A 15,071-nucleotide genomic window follows, 5' to 3' on the forward strand; every position below is an offset into this window, starting at 1 on the left:
GGCCGCCCTCTGTCACGCGATCACTTGAAGTCGATCAGATCACGCGCGTGCCGGGATCACTCCTCCGCAGCGCCCGCACCAGCGGCCTGACGGTTCACGAAGTCGCGATACTCTTCCGGCGTGATAAAGCCATCGCCGTCGGCATCGACCTCGCTGAAGACCTGTGCGAGGCCCTCGAGGCCTGCAGCCTCGGCCTGGCTGAGCTTGCCGTCACCATCGGTATCAAGATCCGCCCAGGTCACCTGACCCTGCTGGGCCTGCGGCGCTTCGGCCGTGGCGTCGTGCGCGTAGTCCTGCGTGGTGGTGGTCGCCGCATCCGTGGTCGGTGGCGCCTGCGTGGTGGAGGCGGTCGGATCCTGCGCGAACGCCATCGGCATGGCCAGGGCAACACCCAGGGCGATCATCGCGGTCAGCGGCTTGCGTGCATTCTTCATGAGCGTCTACTCCGTATTTCAGAACTTGGGTTTGTTGCGCGGGGTGGTGAGTCGTCCTCGTCGTGGATACCGCACGGGATCCACCTTGCAGGCAGGCGAATGAACGCTCTTGGCGCCACGAACACCACTCCTTACGAACGCTTAACCACAGCGTGGATCGCGCGCTTTAGGCCGGCCGTTCATGACGCGTGAGCGCGAGCAGACGAAACGCTTGATGACGGCATTTGTGCGCGCGATGCATCGACGCGCTCGGACGGCTGCGTTGCGCCGGATTCACTGAATCGAACACAACGTTTACGAGCCGACGCTCGACCACGCGTCAAACGGTCTCTACGAACCGGTATGCGACACTCGGGTTTACCCCGATTGCGCCTTGGAGATACGCATGACACGCACGCGACCCCTCGTTCTGACCACCCTCGCCGCTTCGCTGTTGTGGCTCTCGGGCTGCGACGGCAATGCCGCCAACGGCACCGCGACGCAGGACACGGCAGCGCCGCAGGCAGCGACCTCCGACGCGACCGCGACCGCAGCGCCCGCCGCCGATGCGATCGAAGGCCTGCCGTTCGCGAGCACCGCGATCGCCAGCTTCAACGAGCCGTGGGCGATCGGCTTCCTGCCCGACGGCAGCGTGCTGATCACCGAGAAGAGCGGCGTGCTCAAACACGTGACGCTGCCCGGCGGCGAAGCGCGCGAGATTTCCGGTGTGCCGGCCGTCGCCAACGCGGGCCAGGGCGGCCTGGGCGACATCAAGCCGCATCCGCAGTTCGCGGAGAACGGCATCGTCTACCTGAGCTACGCGGAAGATGGCGAAGGCGGTCGCGGCGCGGCGGTTGCACGCGCGCGTCTGGATCTCGACGCCGGCGCGCTGCAGGACGTCTCGGTGATCTGGCGCCAGGTGCCCAAGGTCGACGGCAACGGCCATTACGGCCATCGCATCGCGTTCGATGGCGACGGCAAGCTGTGGATCTCCTCGGGCGAGCGGCAGAAGTTCGATCCCTCGCAGAGCATGCAGTCCAACCTCGGCAAGATCGTGCGCCTCAACGACGACGGCAGCGTGCCGGACGACAATCCGTTCGCCGGCAAGGGCGAGGTCGCGTCGCAGGTCTGGTCGCTCGGCCATCGCAATCCGCTCGGTCTCGCATTCGACACGCAGGGCCGTCTGTGGAACAGCGAGATGGGCCCGGCCGGCGGCGACGAACTCAACCTCGTCAAGCGCGGCGCGAACTACGGTTACCCGACGGTCTCCAACGGCGACCACTACGACGGCCGTCCGATTCCCGACCACGACACGCGCCCCGAATTCGAGAAGCCGGCGATCACCTGGACGCCGGTGATCTCGCCGTCGAGCCTCGCGTTCTACAGCGGCACGCTGTTCCCGGAATGGACCGGCAACGCCTTCATCGGCGGCCTGTCGGGCCAGACGCTGGTGCGCATCGAGATCGACGGCGACAGCGCGCGCGAAGCCGAGCGTTTCGCGATGGGCGGTCGCATCCGCGACGTCGCGCAGGGCCCGGACGGCGCGCTGTACGTGATCGAGGATGGCAAGGATGGCCGCCTGATCCGGCTGGCACCGCGCGAGGGCTGATCGCACACGCGTCGCATCGAAGGCCGCGGGGAACCGCGGCCTTCGTCGTTCCGGGCTTTCAGATTTCCGGTCGTTCGATCGGATTGCCCAGCGCGGCGCGATACCGCACGTACAGCGCCTGCACCTTGTCGATGTAGGCGCGCGTCTCGGCATACGGCGGTACGCCGTCGAACCGCGTGACCGTGCCGATGCCGGCGTTGTAGGCCGCGAGCGCGAGCGTGCGGTCGCCGTTGTAGCGGCGCAGCAGACCCCGCAGATGCCGTGCGCCGGCACGGATGGATTCGGCCGGTGCGTCCGGATCGACGACGCCGTAATCGGCGATGACATCGGGCATCAGCTGCATCACGCCGCGCGCGCCTTTCGGCGACACCGCCGTGGCGTCGAAGCCGCTTTCCGCGTGCGCGATCGCGCGCAGCCACGCCTCGTCGAGTCCATAGGTCTTCGCATTCGCCGCGAACAGCGCCGAGTGCGGTTTGAGCTGCGGCGCGCCGACGTTGCCCAGGCCTTCGTGCGCGGGTTCGCCGGGCGGCGTCTGCGCGGTGAAGCGCAAGTACTCGCGTGATCCCGGCAGCCGGCGCGTGCCGTAGACCATCACACCGTCCTGCTCGCGCTCGTACAGCACGCCGCTGAAGACGCCCATCGAACCCCACAGATTCGGCGTCTGCACCGCGTCGTCGGCGATCTCGCGCGCTTCGCATTTCGACCCGGGCTCCGGCGCGGTCGACAGGCTCACCGTGCCGCCCTTGACGCAGCGCCAGACGGTGCGTGCCTCGGCCGGCGCGGCGGCCACGAGTGCGGCCGCGACCACGAGGGCCGACCACCGGTGCGACATGGGCGGGAACTGGGGCATGACGGCACCGGAAGCGGGTCGCGGCTGTATACGCCGCATGGCGTGCACATTGTGTCGGAGCGCGTGTGCGGCCATGATCGTCGCCCGCCGAACGAGCCCTCCCCCGATGCCGCACTGGTCGTCGCTGATCCGGGAAATCCCGGACTTCCCCAAACCCGGCATCGTGTTCAAGGACATCACGCCGGTCCTCGCCGATGCACGCGGATTCGCCGACGCGATCGACGCGATGGCCGCGCCGTGGCGCGACGCGGTGCCCGATGCCTTCATCGGCATCGAATCGCGCGGCTTCATCTTCTCCGCCGCGCTCGCCCATGCGCTGGGCGCCGGCTTCGTACCGGTGCGCAAGCCGGGCAAGCTGCCGGCGCGCACGCTGAAGCACGACTACGCACTCGAATACGGCAGCGACCGGTTGGAGATGCACGCCGATGCACTGCCGCCGGGCGCACGCGTGGTGCTGGTCGACGACGTCCTCGCCACCGGCGGCACGCTGCGCGCCGCGTTGTCGCTCGCACGCCAGCAGGGTGCGCGCGTCGTCGGCGCCGCGGTACTGGTCGAACTGCCCGAACTCGACGGCCGCGCACGCTGGGACAGCGACGCGCCGCTGCACGTCGCCCTGCAGGGCTGAGTTCCCGGCCCTGTGACGCGTCCGCAGGCAAGTTGCAGGAAAGACCTGTCGGAGCCTGAAATGCGCATCGAACATCTGGTCCTCGGCCCCAACGACTGGGTGCCGAACCATCCATCGATCGCGGTGCGCGTCTATCGCGGCCTGCGCTCGGCCGACGGTCATGTGCCGGATGCATCGGCGTTCGAGCGCATGTTCGCGTCGCACGGCTGGCCGCCGGACTGGCGCGGCGGCGTCTACGACGATCACCACTACCATTTGACCGCGCACGAAGTGCTGGGCGTCTACGCCGGTCGCGCGCGACTGGAAATCGGTGGACCCGGCGGCAATGTCGTCACGCTCGAAGCAGGCGACGCACTGCTGTTGCCGGCCGGCACCGGGCATCGCCGTGTCGACGCCGACGCTGCGTTCCGCGTGGTCGGCGCCTATCCCGAGGGACAGGTTTGGGATCTGCAGCGCGACGCGCCGGATGCGGCGACGCGCGCGCGCATCCGTGCGCTGCCGGCGCCGGCGCGAGATCCCGTCGACGGCGCGCCGTTCTAGCGCAGTGCGTCAGGGCGTTGCAGGCGCCGGCGGTGCACCGCGCTTGGCCTGTTCCAGCAGCGCCGCGAAGCGCGCCTGCCGCAGCTGGTCGCCGAGCGTCGTGCACTGCGGACCGACCGGGCGCGACGCGAGCTGCGTGCGCATCGTGCCGGCGACCTGGTCGAACTGCGCATCGACGGCCTGCACCGTCGCGGCGAATTCGGGCGAGTCGGGCTTGCTGCCCTTCGCGGCGACGTAGTCGGGATTGTTGAGGCGGAACTGGGTCACGCCGGTATCGAGCGCCTGCGCGCCGGCCGGATCCTTGGCACAGAACTCGCGGAACACCTCGATCTGGCGATCAAAGACGTGCGCGCCCATGTAGGCGGCCTGCGCATCGGTGGGCGGTGCCTGGGCGAAGGCGGGGGCGCCGACGGCGGCAAGGGACAGCGCGAGACAGGCGGTGCGCAGGATCGGCATGACGGACTCCGGAACGGACTGGGGGAAGCGCGGACGATAGCGCTGCGATGTGAGTTTTCCGTCAGTCGTCGTCGATGTCCGCGTCGGGATCGGCATCGTCGTCCACCGCATCGGCATCGTCCGGCGGTGCGGGTTCGAGCAGGGTGTAGTCGTCGACATCGCGGCTGCGGATGCGCTTCGAGACCGGATAGGCCTCGAGCGCCGGCTGTGGTGTCCCGGCGATCCGCGCGGGATCAGGCGCCGGATCGGACAGCCAGTCGAGAATGTTCGAGGCTGGCAGGAACAGCGGCCCGTCGGGCGACAGGGGCCGCGGAATCGCGGTGTTCGGCATCGTCAGCAACGCGAACGAGGCCAGCGGCGGCGGCTCGCGTTCCCACAGATCCCAGACGCCGGCCGCGAACAGCAGCTCGCCGCTGCGCGACTGGATGAAGTGCGGCACGGGCCGCGCGCCGCTGCGGTCCCATTTGTAATAGCCGTTCATCGGCACGACGCATCGCCGCGATGCCCACGGCCGCGCGTAGATGCGACTGGTCGGTGCGCGATTCAGGCGCGCGGTGATCGTGCTGTACGCGGTTTCCGGCAGCTTCGACCAGCGCGGCACCAGCCCCCAGCGCAGCGTGTCCACCACCACCTCGCCGTCGTGCAGAACCAGCACGAGCGCCTCGCCGTTGGACGCGATGTTGTAGCGCGGCGGCGCGTCCGACAGCGCGGCCCTGATGTCGGGCGCCAGCGCGGCCGGCACGGTATCGGCGGCGACGGCCTGCACGAACCTACGCATCGACGGTCTCTGGATGCACGATGTGGCGCACGTGATGCGACATGTGACCAACCTGCGACGGGGCGCGTGAAGCAGGCGCGGATTTCACGCGTGCATGGCGCGTCCGCGGCCACGGTGGACGCACCACCCGCACCGAGACGACGCCATGCAGATGCCGAACCCTTCGCGACCGCCGACGCCGCCGGATGACGTGCCCGGCAGCATTCCGCATCCGATGCACGATCCGATGCCGGACCAGCCGGTCGATCCACCGCTGCCGACGCCCGGCGACCCGGAGCGGGACCCGCAGCCGATGCAGGACCCGCCCGCACCCAACCAGCCGCAGGATCCGCCGCAGCAGTACTGAGCGCGCATGGAACAGCGCACGCAAGACTGCGTGTCGCTGTCGAACGTCGGTAGCGCGTCTGATGCGCGCGTGCCACCGGCGGGTCCGCGCGGCGGCCTGATGCCCCAAGTGAATGCCGGCTGTCGTACGCGTCAGAGTGCGACGGTCGATACCGTGTCGTCGCCGCCCGACTGCGCGGCCATCGACGCAGCGGGGGCGTACATGCGTTCGTGCTCGTAGCCCCCATCGGCGCCGAAGATGCGCAGCGTCGCGCCACGCGCGAGCGTCAGCGGATTGGCGGCGAGGGTGTCGAACGCCGAGGCATGCGTGGCGTGGTGCGAGGGTGTGGCATCGCCGGCCGCGGCGAGTTCCCAGTCGAACGTGGCGGCGTTGTGCCGCAGGGTGAAACTGATCGGAGACATTGCAGGGTGTCCATCGACGGTGAGGAGGCCGCCGGGCACCGGAGCATCCTCACACGCGCGGCATGATGGCCTCGTGTGCGCGGCCCGCAGGCTGCGCAGCAACGCGATGCACATGCCGGTCCGATTGCGACGGGCGGGCCTTGGCCCCGCATTCACCGAGGCAGCACATGCGCTGCGCGATAAGCCCGGACACCGGCGCACCGCCGGCGGAGACGCCCATGCACGCTGCATTCGAGAGTCTGTTTTCGCTGAGCATGCCGTGGTGGGAGTTCGTGCTGCGCGCGGTGCTGGTGTACGTGGTCGTCCTGGTGTTGATGCGCCTCACCGGCAAGCGCACCGTCGGCCAGCTCACACCGTTCGATCTGCTGGTCGTCGTGCTGCTGGGCAATGCGGTGCAGAACTCGCTGATCGGCGAGGACACCTCCCTGCTCGGCGGTCTGATTCTCGCCGCGACGCTGTTGGGATTGAACTCGCTGGTCGGCCGGTTGTCGGCGCACAACCGCCGCTTCGACCGGTTCATCGAAGGCTCGCCGGTGATCCTGGCGCGTCGCGGCGAAGTGTTCCGCGCGCAGCTCGCGCGCCAGGCGATCAGCGAGCAGGATTTCGCGATCGCGCGCCGCGCCGCCGGTTACGCGACACTGGGCGAGATCGAACTGGCGGTGCTCGAGACGTCGGGCGAGATCACCTTCATCCCACGCAGGGACGGCGCGCACGCGACACGCTGAGTGGTCGTTCGCACGCGCGCCACGCGGCTGCATGCACGCTGCATCCATGCGTCCCCTGCCCCGTCGTTTCTATGCCCGCGACGCGGATGTCGTCGCACCCGAGCTGCTCAACAAGGTGCTCGTCACTGCCGATGGACGCCGCGCGCGCATCGTCGAAGTGGAGGCCTATCGCGGCGGCGACGATCCGGCGGCGCACTCGTTCCGCGGTCCGACACCACGCAATGCGGTGATGTTCGGCGCGGCCGGTCATCTGTACGTCTATTTCATCTACGGCATGCACTGGGCGATCAATGCCGTCTGCGGACAGCGGTCCGGGCATGGCGTGCTGATCCGCGCGGCCGAACCGCTTGCGGGCCTGGACACCATGGCCGAGGCGCGCCGGACGACGACTCCGACATTGCTCGCGTCAGGCCCGGGACGCCTGGCGCAGGCATTGGGCGTGACACGCGAGGATGGCGGGCTCGACATCACCCGGCGCACGTCGCGCATCTGGATCGGCGACGACGGCACCCCGCCGCCACCGGCCCCCTCGATCACGACCCGTATCGGCATCCGCCGTGCGATCGACGCGCCGTGGCGCTTCTGCGTACCGGGCAATCCCCATGTCTCGAAACATCGCGGACCACCGAAGGCCCGACGCACGCGGACGCGCTAGTCCAGCGCGCGCAGCGCCTCGGTAACGGCCGCCGCATCGGTCGGACGGATGACGCGGGCGAGTTCCACGCCATCACGCATCACGATCAGCGTGGGCCACAGCTTCACCGAGAAGCTGCGGCCGAGCGGACGGCCCTTGCCGTCCTCGACCTTCAGATGTGCGATGGACTCACGACCGGCGAGCGCGGAGGCGATCGCCGGTTGCGCGGCCTGGCAGTGGCCGCACCAGTCGGTCCCGAATTCGATCACCAGCGGCCCACGCATCGTGTCGACGTCATCACGCGTCGGCGCCGCTTCGCGGTAGCCGCGGGTGGCCGTCATCAGGACAGCGAACGCTGGATGTCTTCGAGCGGCGCGTTGGTCAGATCCTTGGCGAGATCGCCGACCAGACGCTGCTGGGTTTCCTTGTGCAGCAGCGGACGCACGCGGCCCAGCGTCTTGGCATCGGCGATCAGCACCAGATGCGCGTACTTGTTCTTCAGCGCGCCGTCGTTGAGGCCCTTGGCCAGCTGCTTGGCGAACGTGGCCTCGTCGAGCTGCGAGGCGCTGGATTCCGACGGCATCGAACCGGACGGACCTTCGTCGTCCAGATTCATGCCTTCCAGCAGCGCTTCCTGCTTCAGGGCCAGGTTGCGTTCGTCACCGGTGTTGCTGAACACGCGGGCCGAGCCGCCATCCGCCACTACGATCAGGGCGCCCTGCGGAATCTTCATCGTCATCTTCGCCTCCACTTTGTTGGTCTGCGCCGTCATCCGGCTGCGGCCAGCCTAGGCAGGCAAATGTGAGCAGCGCGGCATGGGGGCGTTCGCGCTGCCGCGTTGCGTTCAGGGCCGGGAGGCCTCCAGACTTGTTATGTAATAATCTAACGATTGACGGTTTCCGGTTCCGCTGTGTCCACCAACGTCCTGTCCGCCGCGCCGACGGCACGCCTGTCCTCGATCGATCTGCTCCGCGGCACCGTGATGGTGCTGATGCTGCTCGACCATGTGCGCGAGACCTTCTTCCTGCACGTGCAGATGGGCGACCCGGTCGACGTGGCCACGGCTTCGCCTGCCCTGTTCTTCTGCCGCCTGCTGGCGCATCTGTGCGCACCAGTGTTCGTATTCCTGACCGGCCTGTCGGCTTGGCTGTACGCGAGCCGTCAGCCGGATGGCCGACGCGCGGCCTCGGCCTTCCTGTTCAAACGCGGCCTGTTTCTGGTCGTGCTCGAACTGACCCTGGTCAACTTCGCGTGGACCTTCGAACTGCCGCCGCAGACGCTGTACCTGCAGGTGATCTGGGCGATCGGGCTGAGCATGTTGGCGCTGTCCGCGCTGCTGTGGCTGCCGCGTGCAGTTCTGATTGCGCTGGCGATCGCGATCATCGCCGGCCACAACCTGCTCGATGGGCTGCGGCTGGAGGCCGACCATCCGTTGCACACGCTGTGGGCGGTGCTGCACCAGCGCGACTGGCTGCAGATCGACGACGCAATGCGTGCGCGCACCTCGTACCCGCTGCTGCCGTGGATCGGTGTCATCGCGCTGGGCTGGGCGGCCGGCCCGTGGTTCGCACGCGAGGCGTCGGCCGCGCGCCGGCATGGGCTGTTGCTGTGGAGCGGGCTCGGCGCCCTCGGCGGCTTCCTGATGCTGCGCATGGCGAATGTCTACGGCGACGCAGCCTGGACACTGCAGGCCGACACCACGCGCACGCTGATGGCGTTCTTCAATGTGACCAAGTACCCGCCATCGCTGCAGTTCGTGCTGCTCACCCTCGGCGTCGGCCTGTTGCTGCTGCGGCTCTACGAATCGCCCGCACTCGCGCCCCGCCTCCAGCCGCTGTCCGCACTGGGCGCCGCGCCGATGTTCTTCTATCTGCTGCACCTGTACGTGCTGAAGCTGCTGTACCTGGCCGCGGTGGCGCTATGGGGCACCAACCAAGGTGCGGTGTTCGGCTTCGACAGCGTGGCGACGCTGGTGGCGATCTCGATCGCGCTGGCGGTGGTGCTGCAGCCGCCAACGGCCGCCTTCGCGCAGCTCAAGGCGCGCCGACGCGACATCGCGTGGCTGCGTTACCTCTGACGTTCAAACATCCAGCACTGTCGCGCCGGCACGCTCAGCGCCAGGGCTGACGGCCTTCGGTCCACGATTCGCCGCGGATGCGGCCGGATGGATACGGGCCGTGGATGTCATTGAAGCCCGCGCCGAAGCCGTCGAAGTAGCCGCCGTAGCCACCGTAGGGGCCGAAGCCGCGGCCGTAGTAACCGGGGCCGTCGAACTGGGCGACGCGCAGGTTGAGCTGCATCGTGTTGATGTTGCCGGCGTCGCTGACGGTTTCCTTGCACAGACTGATGTCGGCGGCGTTGAAGTGGCTGTTGCCGCCGCGCGAGGAATAGCCGATGCCGGTGGTGACGCTGCCGGTGACGGTGCGTTCGCTGCCGTCCGGCCCGGTCGGGCAACCGCCGCGACGCACCCGTTCGTCGCCGTAGCGGCCGCGATACGCGGGCATATCGGTGCGCGGGCCGGTGTACTCGCCGCCGCCGAAGGCCGCTTCGCCGGTGAACATCGGCTGCGACGGCAGGCTCAGGTCGACGCGATCGTCTTCCGCCGCGTACGCCATGCAGGGCGCGACGAGCAGGGAGATCCACAACACTGGGGTGATCCGCATCGCGAGGCCTGTTCCGGTTTCGTGGGCGGGCAGCGTCGGCCCGGAGTTCGACGCTAGCACTGCGCGCTTGAATCGGTGCTGGCTGCGCTCAGGCCAATGCGGCCGCGTCGACGACCCGGCAGACGGGCACGGCAGCCAGCGCGTGCTCGACGAGGGCGTCGGCGATGCGCGCCGCAGGACTGATGCGCCAGCGCTTCGGCAACACCGGCCCCAGCGCACCGAGCACGACCGCGGCGGCGCGTTCGGCAGGCCGCGCCTCGTTGCGATCGCCGCCGATGAGACCCGGACGCACGAACGTCAGCGACGGCCAGACCTGCGCCTGCAGCGTGGCTTCGAGTTCGCCCTTGACCCGGTTGTAGAAGAACCGCGACTGCGCATCGGCGCCCATCGCCGAGGTCAGCGCGAAGGCCTGCGCCCCATGACGACGCGCGAGCGCGGCGGTCGCCAGCGGGTAGTCGTGGTCGACGCGGCGGAACGCTTCGCGCGAGCCGGCCACGCGCATCGTCGTGCCGAGCGTGCAGATCACCGCATCGACCGACCACAGCGCGGCATCGTCGGGCAATGCATCGAAATCGACGACCGGCGCCTGCAGCCGTGCATCGCGACGTGGCAACGGACGCCGCACCGGCGCGATCACGCGCGTAACACGTGGATCCGCCAGCAGCCTGTCCAGCACATGGCCGCCGACGAGGCCGGTGGCACCGACCAGTAAAATGCGCGCGCCGTCAGCCGACATGACGCATCCACACGCAGTCGATCGCATCGAGCGCGATGTGCACCAGCAGGCCGATGCCGAACAGGCGCGTGCGCCGTGGCACCGTCAGCCCCGCGTAGACCGCGATCGCCGGCGCGGTGTGCAGCGGATGGAAGCCGATGCTGCAACGCCCCGGCGCATAGATCGGATCGGCCAGCAGATGGTCGATGTCGATGATCCAGCCGAGCATCAGCAGCGCCCAGGCCCGGCCGAACCGTTCGCGCCAGAACAGCCACGCCAGCAGCGCGGGCACGGCGGCATGCAGCAGCAGGTGGAGGATGGCGCGGACACCCATGGGCGACGACGGTTCGACGGAGGCCGCACAGCTTAGACCCGCGTGCGGTGACGATCACGCCAGCCGCGGCGCTGCACGACTCAAGCAATCGGGAACGCGGCCGTTACACTTTCCGAAGCTCCCATTCCGGGAAACAGGGTGTCTCCGGCGCGAACGATGATGCGAATGCGGGGTTGGCGGGCGATGGCCATGTCCATCGCGGGGGGATTACTGGTGTGCATGCTGGCGGCCTGCGGGCAGCCCGGCGCGGCTGCGCCCGTGGTCACCGGCGCGCCCGCGCTCGTCTCCGACGCCCAGCACGAATGCGTGCACGTGCATCGTCCTGGCCGGCAGGTGCTGCAGTTGCCGGCGCCCGAGGGCGGTTGGTCCGGTCATCCGCAGGCGGTGGTGGTGCTCAATGCGCTGTCGGGCGAAGTCGACATCCGCCACGGCCAGCGCGACCGCTGCGGCACGCTGGCCGACGCCCGCACGCTCGATTCGCGCTTCCGCGCCGGTGTCGGCACGGTGCTGGTGCCCGATGCCGGCGACACCGCACCGATCGAGATCGAATACGACGCCAATCCCCTGCCGCTGTGGCGGCCGATCGTGCAGCTGGGCGAACCGGCACCGGTGCAGCGCGCGGACATCGGCCGCTTCGCGATCCGCGTCGCGTCGCTGGCGGTGGTGTTGACGCTGGTGATGTCGGCGCTGCTGAGTTTCGTCGCCACGCGCGAGCGCGCGTTCCTGACCTACGCCACCACGGTGAGCGTCTTCGCGATCTGGGTGGCGCTGCTGTCGGGCATGTGGGCGTGGCCGCGTCCGTGGCTGCCGATCGCCGGCTTCGCGGTGGAGGCGATGGTGGGGCTTGCGGTCGCGCTGGTCGGCGTGACCACGCTCGCGCTGGTGCGGCAATCCTGGTTGCGACGTCGCCTGCCCCAGCTCGAGCGCGGCGTGCGCTGGGCCGCGTGGGCGCTGGTCATCGCCGGACTGTGCGCGCCGCTGCTGCCGCCGGTCGTACTGGCGGCGATGTCGGTGGCGACGGAAGTCGGCTTCTACCTGTTGGCGCTGGTGTTCGCCGGCGTCGCGATCACGGCGCTGGCACGGCGACGCGGCGGTGGCGCCTCGCTGCTGGCCGGTGTGCTGCCGTTCCTGGCCGTCGCCGCACTGGAGGCCTTCGCGCCGATGACGCTGGCGCTGTGGAAGGTCGAAGCTTTCATGCTGTCGGGCGGCTGGCTCGCGCTGACCTGCAGCATGGTGTTGACCCTGCGCCTGGGCGTGCTGCGCCAGCAGCGCGACGAGATGACGCGGCTGGCGCAGACCGATCCGCTGACCGGCCTGCCCAATCGGCGCGCGGCACTGGCGCAGCTCGAGCGCAGCATCGCGGGCGCACGCACCAGCGGCGCACCGCTGACGGTCGCCTTCATCGACCTGGATCATTTCAAGCGCATCAACGATCTCTACGGCCACGAATGCGGCGATCGCGTACTGCGCCACGTCGCGCACGCGCTGCGTGGCGCGTTCCGCAGCGCGGACCACGTCGCGCGCATGGGCGGCGAGGAGTTCCTGGTGATCCTGCCCGGCGCCGATCCCGATCACGCCCGCATGCGGGTCGATACCCTGCGCGCGATGCTGTCGAGCACCGGCGTCGTGCTCGACACGCCCGGCATGCAGGTCACGCTCAGTGCCGGCATCAGCGCGCTGCGCGCCGACGATGCCGGCGGCGATGCGCTGCTGCAGCGTGCCGACACCGCGATGTACGCGGCCAAGCACGCGGGCCGCGACCGGACCGAACTCGAAGCGCCGCGGCCGGCCCTGGTCGACTGACCGCCACCGCGCCTGCGCCGGTCATTCCGCGAACGAGATCTCCACCGACGCCGCGCTGCGCCTGGCCTCGCCATGGAAGACCACTTCGATGTTGTTGCCGTCCGGATCGAGCACGAACGCGGCGTAGTAGCCCGGGTGATACGGGCGCTCGCCCGGCGCGCCGTGATCGCGTCCGCCGGCACCCAGCGCCGCGGCATGGAAGGCGTCGACCATCGCCCGGTCGCGCGCCTGGAACGCCAGATGATGGCGCCCGGTCGGCACGCCTGCGGCGGCCTCGCTGTCGGGGGTGGAGACGAACAGCTCGTCGGCCCAGAAGAAGCCCGGACCTTCGCCGCCGATCGGCACATCGAGCACGTCGAGGACCGCCTGGTAGAAGCGACGACTGGCGGCGAGATCGGCGACGACGAGCTGCAGATGATCGATCAGACGGCCGCGGTACAACTGCTGGGTTTCCATGTCGGGAGGCCTAGGCAGGGTGGAACGCCGATCTTGCACCTGCCACGTGACGGCCAGGGCGACGCCGCGAACCCCCGCCCAACGTCCCCGAACGGGTCGCCATATGTGCGGAAACGCACATGGGTTTTCACCGGATTTCCACCGCCGTGATGCGAGCTTCGCGAACCTTAATCCTGTAGTCGGAGTCGTTCCATGGCGCACCACAGTCCCGGCGGTCTCATCCTGCTCGTCGAGGACAACCGCAACATTTCCGAACCCGTGGGCGAGTTCCTCGAAAGCCGCGGCTTCGAGGTCGATTACGCGGCCGACGGACTCGATGCGGTGAACCTCGCAACCGAGATCCAGTTCGACGTCATCGTGCTCGATCTCATGCTGCCGCGACTGGGCGGACTGGAAGTCTGCCGCCGCCTGCGCACCGAACACCGCAGCACCACGCCGATCCTGATGCTCACCGCGCGCGATTCGCTGGAAGAGAAGATCGAAGGCCTGGAAGCCGGTGCCGACGACTATCTGACCAAGCCGTTCGACATCAAGGAACTCGAGGCGCGCGTGCGCGCATTGATCCGCCGTGACCGTCGCGAGATCGGTGCCAGCGTGCTGCAGATCGCCGATCTCGTGCTCGACCCGGCTTCACTGCGCGTGCAGCGCGGAGGCCGCGAGCTCAACCTCGCGCCGATCGCGCTGAAGATCCTGACCATCCTGATGCGCGAAGCGCCGCGCGTGGTCAGCCGCCGCGAGATCGAACAGGAAATCTGGGGCCTGACGCTGCCCGATTCCGACACGCTGCGCAGCCATCTCTACAACCTGCGCAAGGCCGTCGATCGCGACCAGGACGTGCAGCTGCTGCACACCATCACCGGCGCAGGCTATCGCGTCGCAGATCTGGACAAGGCGGTCGCCTGATCCGTTTCGCGTGACGCTCCGGCACCGGAGCGTCACGCTGCGTCGTACATCGGCGCACGAGACGCCGCTTATTCCTCTTCTTCGCTGCCGCCGGGCGTCTGACGCTGCGGCTGCTGACGCGTCGCATCATCTTGACGATCGTTGCCCTGCTGACCGGGCGACTGGCCGTCCTGCTGACCCTGGTTGTTCTGGGACTGCGACTGCTGCTGCGGCTTCTGATGCTGATTGCTCATGGGAGGCTCCAACGGCGGGAATCGCCGTACGCGCACCCTCCGCCGATCCTCGTGAGTCGTTCGAGACGAACGGGCATTCAGTACGCACGCCCGCCTGGCCGTTGTGTTCGATACAGGCAGCTGTCTGCGCACCGCGCCCGATCGCCACGTGTGCTTCACCGCTGCAGGCGCGTGATACCGATATCCCATCGGAGATACCGCCATGCTGCAGGACTTCCCGCTCTACAGTGATCTCCCCGCGCGCGACGTCGCGCGTGCGCGCCGCTTCTACGAAGACACACTGGGGCTGCATGCCAGCGAGGAAAACGCGGGCGGCGCGACCTATCGCTTCGCAGGCGGCACCGCGTGCTTCCTGTATCCGACGCCGAACGCCGGCACGTCGAAGGCCAGCCAGGCGTTCTGGCAGGTCCGCGACATCCACTCGGTGAAGCGCGCACTCGAAGCACGCGGCGTCGTGTTCGAACGCTACGACCTCGACGACGACGACGGTGCGTGGGACGACGGGGTGTTCACCGGCGGCGGCGCGAAGGCCGCGTGGTTCAAGGACAGCGAGGGCAACATCCTCGCGCTGATCGAACCCGTCTGAG

The 15,071-nt window shown here is 68.9% G+C and carries 22 protein-coding genes; 10 read left to right on the forward strand and 12 right to left on the reverse strand.

Features of this window, described 5'->3' with window-relative positions; genetic code table 11:
* Positions 1-56 precede the first annotated feature (56 nt).
* A complete protein-coding gene (locus AC3A5T_RS05100) occupies positions 57-434 on the reverse strand; it encodes an EF-hand domain-containing protein (protein ID WP_487627636.1) in 378 nt (125 codons plus the stop codon).
* A 385-nt stretch (positions 435-819) separates the two neighbouring features.
* Here AC3A5T_RS05100 and AC3A5T_RS05105 point away from each other — a divergent pair, with 385 nt between their 5' ends.
* On the forward strand, positions 820-2,022 hold the full coding sequence (locus AC3A5T_RS05105; RefSeq protein ID WP_487627637.1) for a PQQ-dependent sugar dehydrogenase: 1,203 nt from the start codon (positions 820-822) through the stop codon (positions 2,020-2,022).
* A 58-nt stretch (positions 2,023-2,080) separates the two neighbouring features.
* Here AC3A5T_RS05105 and AC3A5T_RS05110 read toward each other — a convergent pair whose 3' ends face one another.
* Complete coding sequence (locus AC3A5T_RS05110) at positions 2,081-2,854, reverse strand: lytic transglycosylase domain-containing protein (RefSeq protein ID WP_487627638.1); 774 nt, start codon at positions 2,852-2,854, stop codon at positions 2,081-2,083.
* A gap of 91 nt (positions 2,855-2,945) precedes the next feature.
* Between AC3A5T_RS05110 and AC3A5T_RS05115 the strand changes: the two genes are divergently transcribed.
* Together AC3A5T_RS05115 and AC3A5T_RS05120 are read left to right on the forward strand one after the other, a co-directional pair.
* A complete protein-coding gene (locus AC3A5T_RS05115; protein ID WP_487627639.1) occupies positions 2,946-3,497 on the forward strand; it encodes an adenine phosphoribosyltransferase in 552 nt (183 codons plus the stop codon).
* 60 nt (positions 3,498-3,557) lie between these two features.
* Positions 3,558-4,037, forward strand: coding sequence for a cupin domain-containing protein (locus AC3A5T_RS05120; protein ID WP_487627640.1), 480 nt, complete (start codon positions 3,558-3,560; stop codon positions 4,035-4,037).
* Positions 4,038-4,046: 9 nt separating this feature from the next.
* Here the strand turns inward: AC3A5T_RS05120 and AC3A5T_RS05125 are convergent, their stop codons facing one another.
* Positions 4,047-4,493, reverse strand: a complete 447-nt coding sequence (locus AC3A5T_RS05125; RefSeq protein ID WP_332079419.1) for a hypothetical protein — start codon at positions 4,491-4,493, stop codon at positions 4,047-4,049.
* A gap of 61 nt (positions 4,494-4,554) precedes the next feature.
* The gene (locus AC3A5T_RS05130; protein WP_487627641.1) at positions 4,555-5,271 is read right to left on the reverse strand and encodes an SOS response-associated peptidase; all 717 of its coding nucleotides are present in this window, start codon (positions 5,269-5,271) and stop codon (positions 4,555-4,557) included.
* 145 nt (positions 5,272-5,416) lie between these two features.
* On the opposite strand from AC3A5T_RS05130, the gene AC3A5T_RS05135 reads away from it, so the two are divergent.
* Positions 5,417-5,617, forward strand: a complete 201-nt coding sequence (locus tag AC3A5T_RS05135; protein WP_465074918.1) for a hypothetical protein — start codon at positions 5,417-5,419, stop codon at positions 5,615-5,617.
* 131 nt (positions 5,618-5,748) lie between these two features.
* Here AC3A5T_RS05135 and AC3A5T_RS05140 read toward each other — a convergent pair whose 3' ends face one another.
* A complete protein-coding gene (locus AC3A5T_RS05140; RefSeq protein WP_487627642.1) occupies positions 5,749-6,018 on the reverse strand; it encodes a hypothetical protein in 270 nt (89 codons plus the stop codon).
* Positions 6,019-6,236: 218 nt separating this feature from the next.
* Here AC3A5T_RS05140 and AC3A5T_RS05145 point away from each other — a divergent pair, with 218 nt between their 5' ends.
* Positions 6,237-6,743 (forward strand): DUF421 domain-containing protein, encoded by a 507-nt coding sequence (locus tag AC3A5T_RS05145; RefSeq protein WP_332079415.1) that lies wholly within the window; start codon positions 6,237-6,239, stop codon positions 6,741-6,743.
* A gap of 55 nt (positions 6,744-6,798) precedes the next feature.
* Positions 6,799-7,398 (forward strand): DNA-3-methyladenine glycosylase, encoded by a 600-nt coding sequence (locus AC3A5T_RS05150; protein WP_487627864.1) that lies wholly within the window; start codon positions 6,799-6,801, stop codon positions 7,396-7,398.
* Here AC3A5T_RS05150 and AC3A5T_RS05155 read toward each other — a convergent pair.
* Both AC3A5T_RS05155 and AC3A5T_RS05160 read right to left on the reverse strand, forming a co-directional pair.
* The gene (locus AC3A5T_RS05155) at positions 7,395-7,718 is read right to left on the reverse strand and encodes a thioredoxin family protein (protein ID WP_487627643.1); all 324 of its coding nucleotides are present in this window, start codon (positions 7,716-7,718) and stop codon (positions 7,395-7,397) included. The two genes, AC3A5T_RS05150 and AC3A5T_RS05155, sit on opposite strands and share 4 nt — an antisense overlap.
* The gene (locus AC3A5T_RS05160) at positions 7,718-8,116 is read right to left on the reverse strand and encodes a host attachment family protein (protein WP_332079714.1); all 399 of its coding nucleotides are present in this window, start codon (positions 8,114-8,116) and stop codon (positions 7,718-7,720) included. The genes AC3A5T_RS05155 and AC3A5T_RS05160 overlap by 1 nt, the downstream gene beginning before the upstream one ends.
* A 186-nt stretch (positions 8,117-8,302) precedes the next feature.
* On the opposite strand from AC3A5T_RS05160, the gene AC3A5T_RS05165 reads away from it, so the two are divergent.
* Positions 8,303-9,454 (forward strand): acetyltransferase domain-containing protein, encoded by a 1,152-nt coding sequence (locus AC3A5T_RS05165; RefSeq protein ID WP_487627865.1) that lies wholly within the window; start codon positions 8,303-8,305, stop codon positions 9,452-9,454.
* Between the two features lie 34 nt (positions 9,455-9,488).
* On the opposite strand, the gene AC3A5T_RS05170 is transcribed toward AC3A5T_RS05165, so the two are convergent.
* From AC3A5T_RS05170 to AC3A5T_RS05180, 3 genes are all read right to left on the reverse strand, one after another.
* Complete coding sequence (locus tag AC3A5T_RS05170) at positions 9,489-10,040, reverse strand: hypothetical protein (RefSeq protein ID WP_487627644.1); 552 nt, start codon at positions 10,038-10,040, stop codon at positions 9,489-9,491.
* An 88-nt stretch (positions 10,041-10,128) separates the two neighbouring features.
* The gene (locus tag AC3A5T_RS05175; protein WP_487627645.1) at positions 10,129-10,776 is read right to left on the reverse strand and encodes an NAD(P)H-binding protein; all 648 of its coding nucleotides are present in this window, start codon (positions 10,774-10,776) and stop codon (positions 10,129-10,131) included.
* Entirely contained in the window at positions 10,766-11,089 is a 324-nt protein-coding gene (locus AC3A5T_RS05180) for a DUF6122 family protein (RefSeq protein ID WP_332079410.1), read from the reverse strand. Before AC3A5T_RS05180 ends, AC3A5T_RS05175 begins: the two co-directional genes overlap by 11 nt.
* A 189-nt stretch (positions 11,090-11,278) precedes the next feature.
* On the opposite strand from AC3A5T_RS05180, the gene AC3A5T_RS05185 reads away from it, so the two are divergent.
* Positions 11,279-12,892 carry a sensor domain-containing diguanylate cyclase gene (locus AC3A5T_RS05185; protein ID WP_487627646.1) on the forward strand — a complete coding sequence of 538 codons (1,614 nt, stop codon included), beginning with the start codon at positions 11,279-11,281 and terminating at the stop codon, positions 12,890-12,892.
* Between the two features lie 21 nt (positions 12,893-12,913).
* On the opposite strand, the gene AC3A5T_RS05190 is transcribed toward AC3A5T_RS05185, so the two are convergent.
* Positions 12,914-13,348 carry a VOC family protein gene (locus tag AC3A5T_RS05190; RefSeq protein WP_487627647.1) on the reverse strand — a complete coding sequence of 145 codons (435 nt, stop codon included), beginning with the start codon at positions 13,346-13,348 and terminating at the stop codon, positions 12,914-12,916.
* 192 nt (positions 13,349-13,540) lie between these two features.
* Between AC3A5T_RS05190 and AC3A5T_RS05195 the strand changes: the two genes are divergently transcribed.
* Positions 13,541-14,251, forward strand: coding sequence for a response regulator transcription factor (locus AC3A5T_RS05195; RefSeq protein ID WP_232134207.1), 711 nt, complete (start codon positions 13,541-13,543; stop codon positions 14,249-14,251).
* A 68-nt stretch (positions 14,252-14,319) separates the two neighbouring features.
* Here AC3A5T_RS05195 and AC3A5T_RS05200 read toward each other — a convergent pair whose 3' ends face one another.
* Entirely contained in the window at positions 14,320-14,484 is a 165-nt protein-coding gene (locus tag AC3A5T_RS05200; protein WP_487627648.1) for a hypothetical protein, read from the reverse strand.
* A gap of 202 nt (positions 14,485-14,686) precedes the next feature.
* Between AC3A5T_RS05200 and AC3A5T_RS05205 the strand changes: the two genes are divergently transcribed.
* Positions 14,687-15,070, forward strand: coding sequence for a VOC family protein (locus AC3A5T_RS05205; protein ID WP_487627649.1), 384 nt, complete (start codon positions 14,687-14,689; stop codon positions 15,068-15,070).
* The last annotated feature ends 1 nt before the right edge of the window (position 15,071 follow it).

This window comes from Luteimonas sp. Soil_C_16 (assembly GCF_057657295.1).

Bases quoted from the DNA above. Each gene is read 5' to 3' on its own strand.
- AC3A5T_RS05105 (WP_487627637.1), top strand. From the start codon at position 820: ATGACACGCACGCGACCCCTCGTTCTGACCACCCTCGCCGCTTCGCTG.
- AC3A5T_RS05200 (WP_487627648.1), bottom strand. From the start codon at position 14,484: ATGAGCAATCAGCATCAGAAGCCGCAGCAGCAGTCGCAGTCCCAGAAC.
- AC3A5T_RS05130 (WP_487627641.1), bottom strand. From the start codon at position 5,271: ATGCGTAGGTTCGTGCAGGCCGTCGCCGCCGATACCGTGCCGGCCGCG.
- AC3A5T_RS05195 (WP_232134207.1), top strand. From the start codon at position 13,541: ATGGCGCACCACAGTCCCGGCGGTCTCATCCTGCTCGTCGAGGACAAC.
- AC3A5T_RS05190 (WP_487627647.1), bottom strand. From the start codon at position 13,348: ATGGAAACCCAGCAGTTGTACCGCGGCCGTCTGATCGATCATCTGCAG.
- AC3A5T_RS05100 (WP_487627636.1), bottom strand. From the start codon at position 434: ATGAAGAATGCACGCAAGCCGCTGACCGCGATGATCGCCCTGGGTGTT.
- AC3A5T_RS05205 (WP_487627649.1), top strand. From the start codon at position 14,687: ATGCTGCAGGACTTCCCGCTCTACAGTGATCTCCCCGCGCGCGACGTC.
- AC3A5T_RS05155 (WP_487627643.1), bottom strand. From the start codon at position 7,718: ATGACGGCCACCCGCGGCTACCGCGAAGCGGCGCCGACGCGTGATGAC.
- AC3A5T_RS05180 (WP_332079410.1), bottom strand. From the start codon at position 11,089: ATGGGTGTCCGCGCCATCCTCCACCTGCTGCTGCATGCCGCCGTGCCC.
- AC3A5T_RS05110 (WP_487627638.1), bottom strand. From the start codon at position 2,854: ATGTCGCACCGGTGGTCGGCCCTCGTGGTCGCGGCCGCACTCGTGGCC.
- AC3A5T_RS05135 (WP_465074918.1), top strand. From the start codon at position 5,417: ATGCAGATGCCGAACCCTTCGCGACCGCCGACGCCGCCGGATGACGTG.
- AC3A5T_RS05175 (WP_487627645.1), bottom strand. From the start codon at position 10,776: ATGTCGGCTGACGGCGCGCGCATTTTACTGGTCGGTGCCACCGGCCTC.
- AC3A5T_RS05120 (WP_487627640.1), top strand. From the start codon at position 3,558: ATGCGCATCGAACATCTGGTCCTCGGCCCCAACGACTGGGTGCCGAAC.
- AC3A5T_RS05115 (WP_487627639.1), top strand. From the start codon at position 2,946: ATGATCGTCGCCCGCCGAACGAGCCCTCCCCCGATGCCGCACTGGTCG.
- AC3A5T_RS05170 (WP_487627644.1), bottom strand. From the start codon at position 10,040: ATGCGGATCACCCCAGTGTTGTGGATCTCCCTGCTCGTCGCGCCCTGC.
- AC3A5T_RS05140 (WP_487627642.1), bottom strand. From the start codon at position 6,018: ATGTCTCCGATCAGTTTCACCCTGCGGCACAACGCCGCCACGTTCGAC.
- AC3A5T_RS05145 (WP_332079415.1), top strand. From the start codon at position 6,237: ATGCACGCTGCATTCGAGAGTCTGTTTTCGCTGAGCATGCCGTGGTGG.
- AC3A5T_RS05185 (WP_487627646.1), top strand. From the start codon at position 11,279: ATGTCCATCGCGGGGGGATTACTGGTGTGCATGCTGGCGGCCTGCGGG.
- AC3A5T_RS05160 (WP_332079714.1), bottom strand. From the start codon at position 8,116: ATGACGATGAAGATTCCGCAGGGCGCCCTGATCGTAGTGGCGGATGGC.
- AC3A5T_RS05125 (WP_332079419.1), bottom strand. From the start codon at position 4,493: ATGCCGATCCTGCGCACCGCCTGTCTCGCGCTGTCCCTTGCCGCCGTC.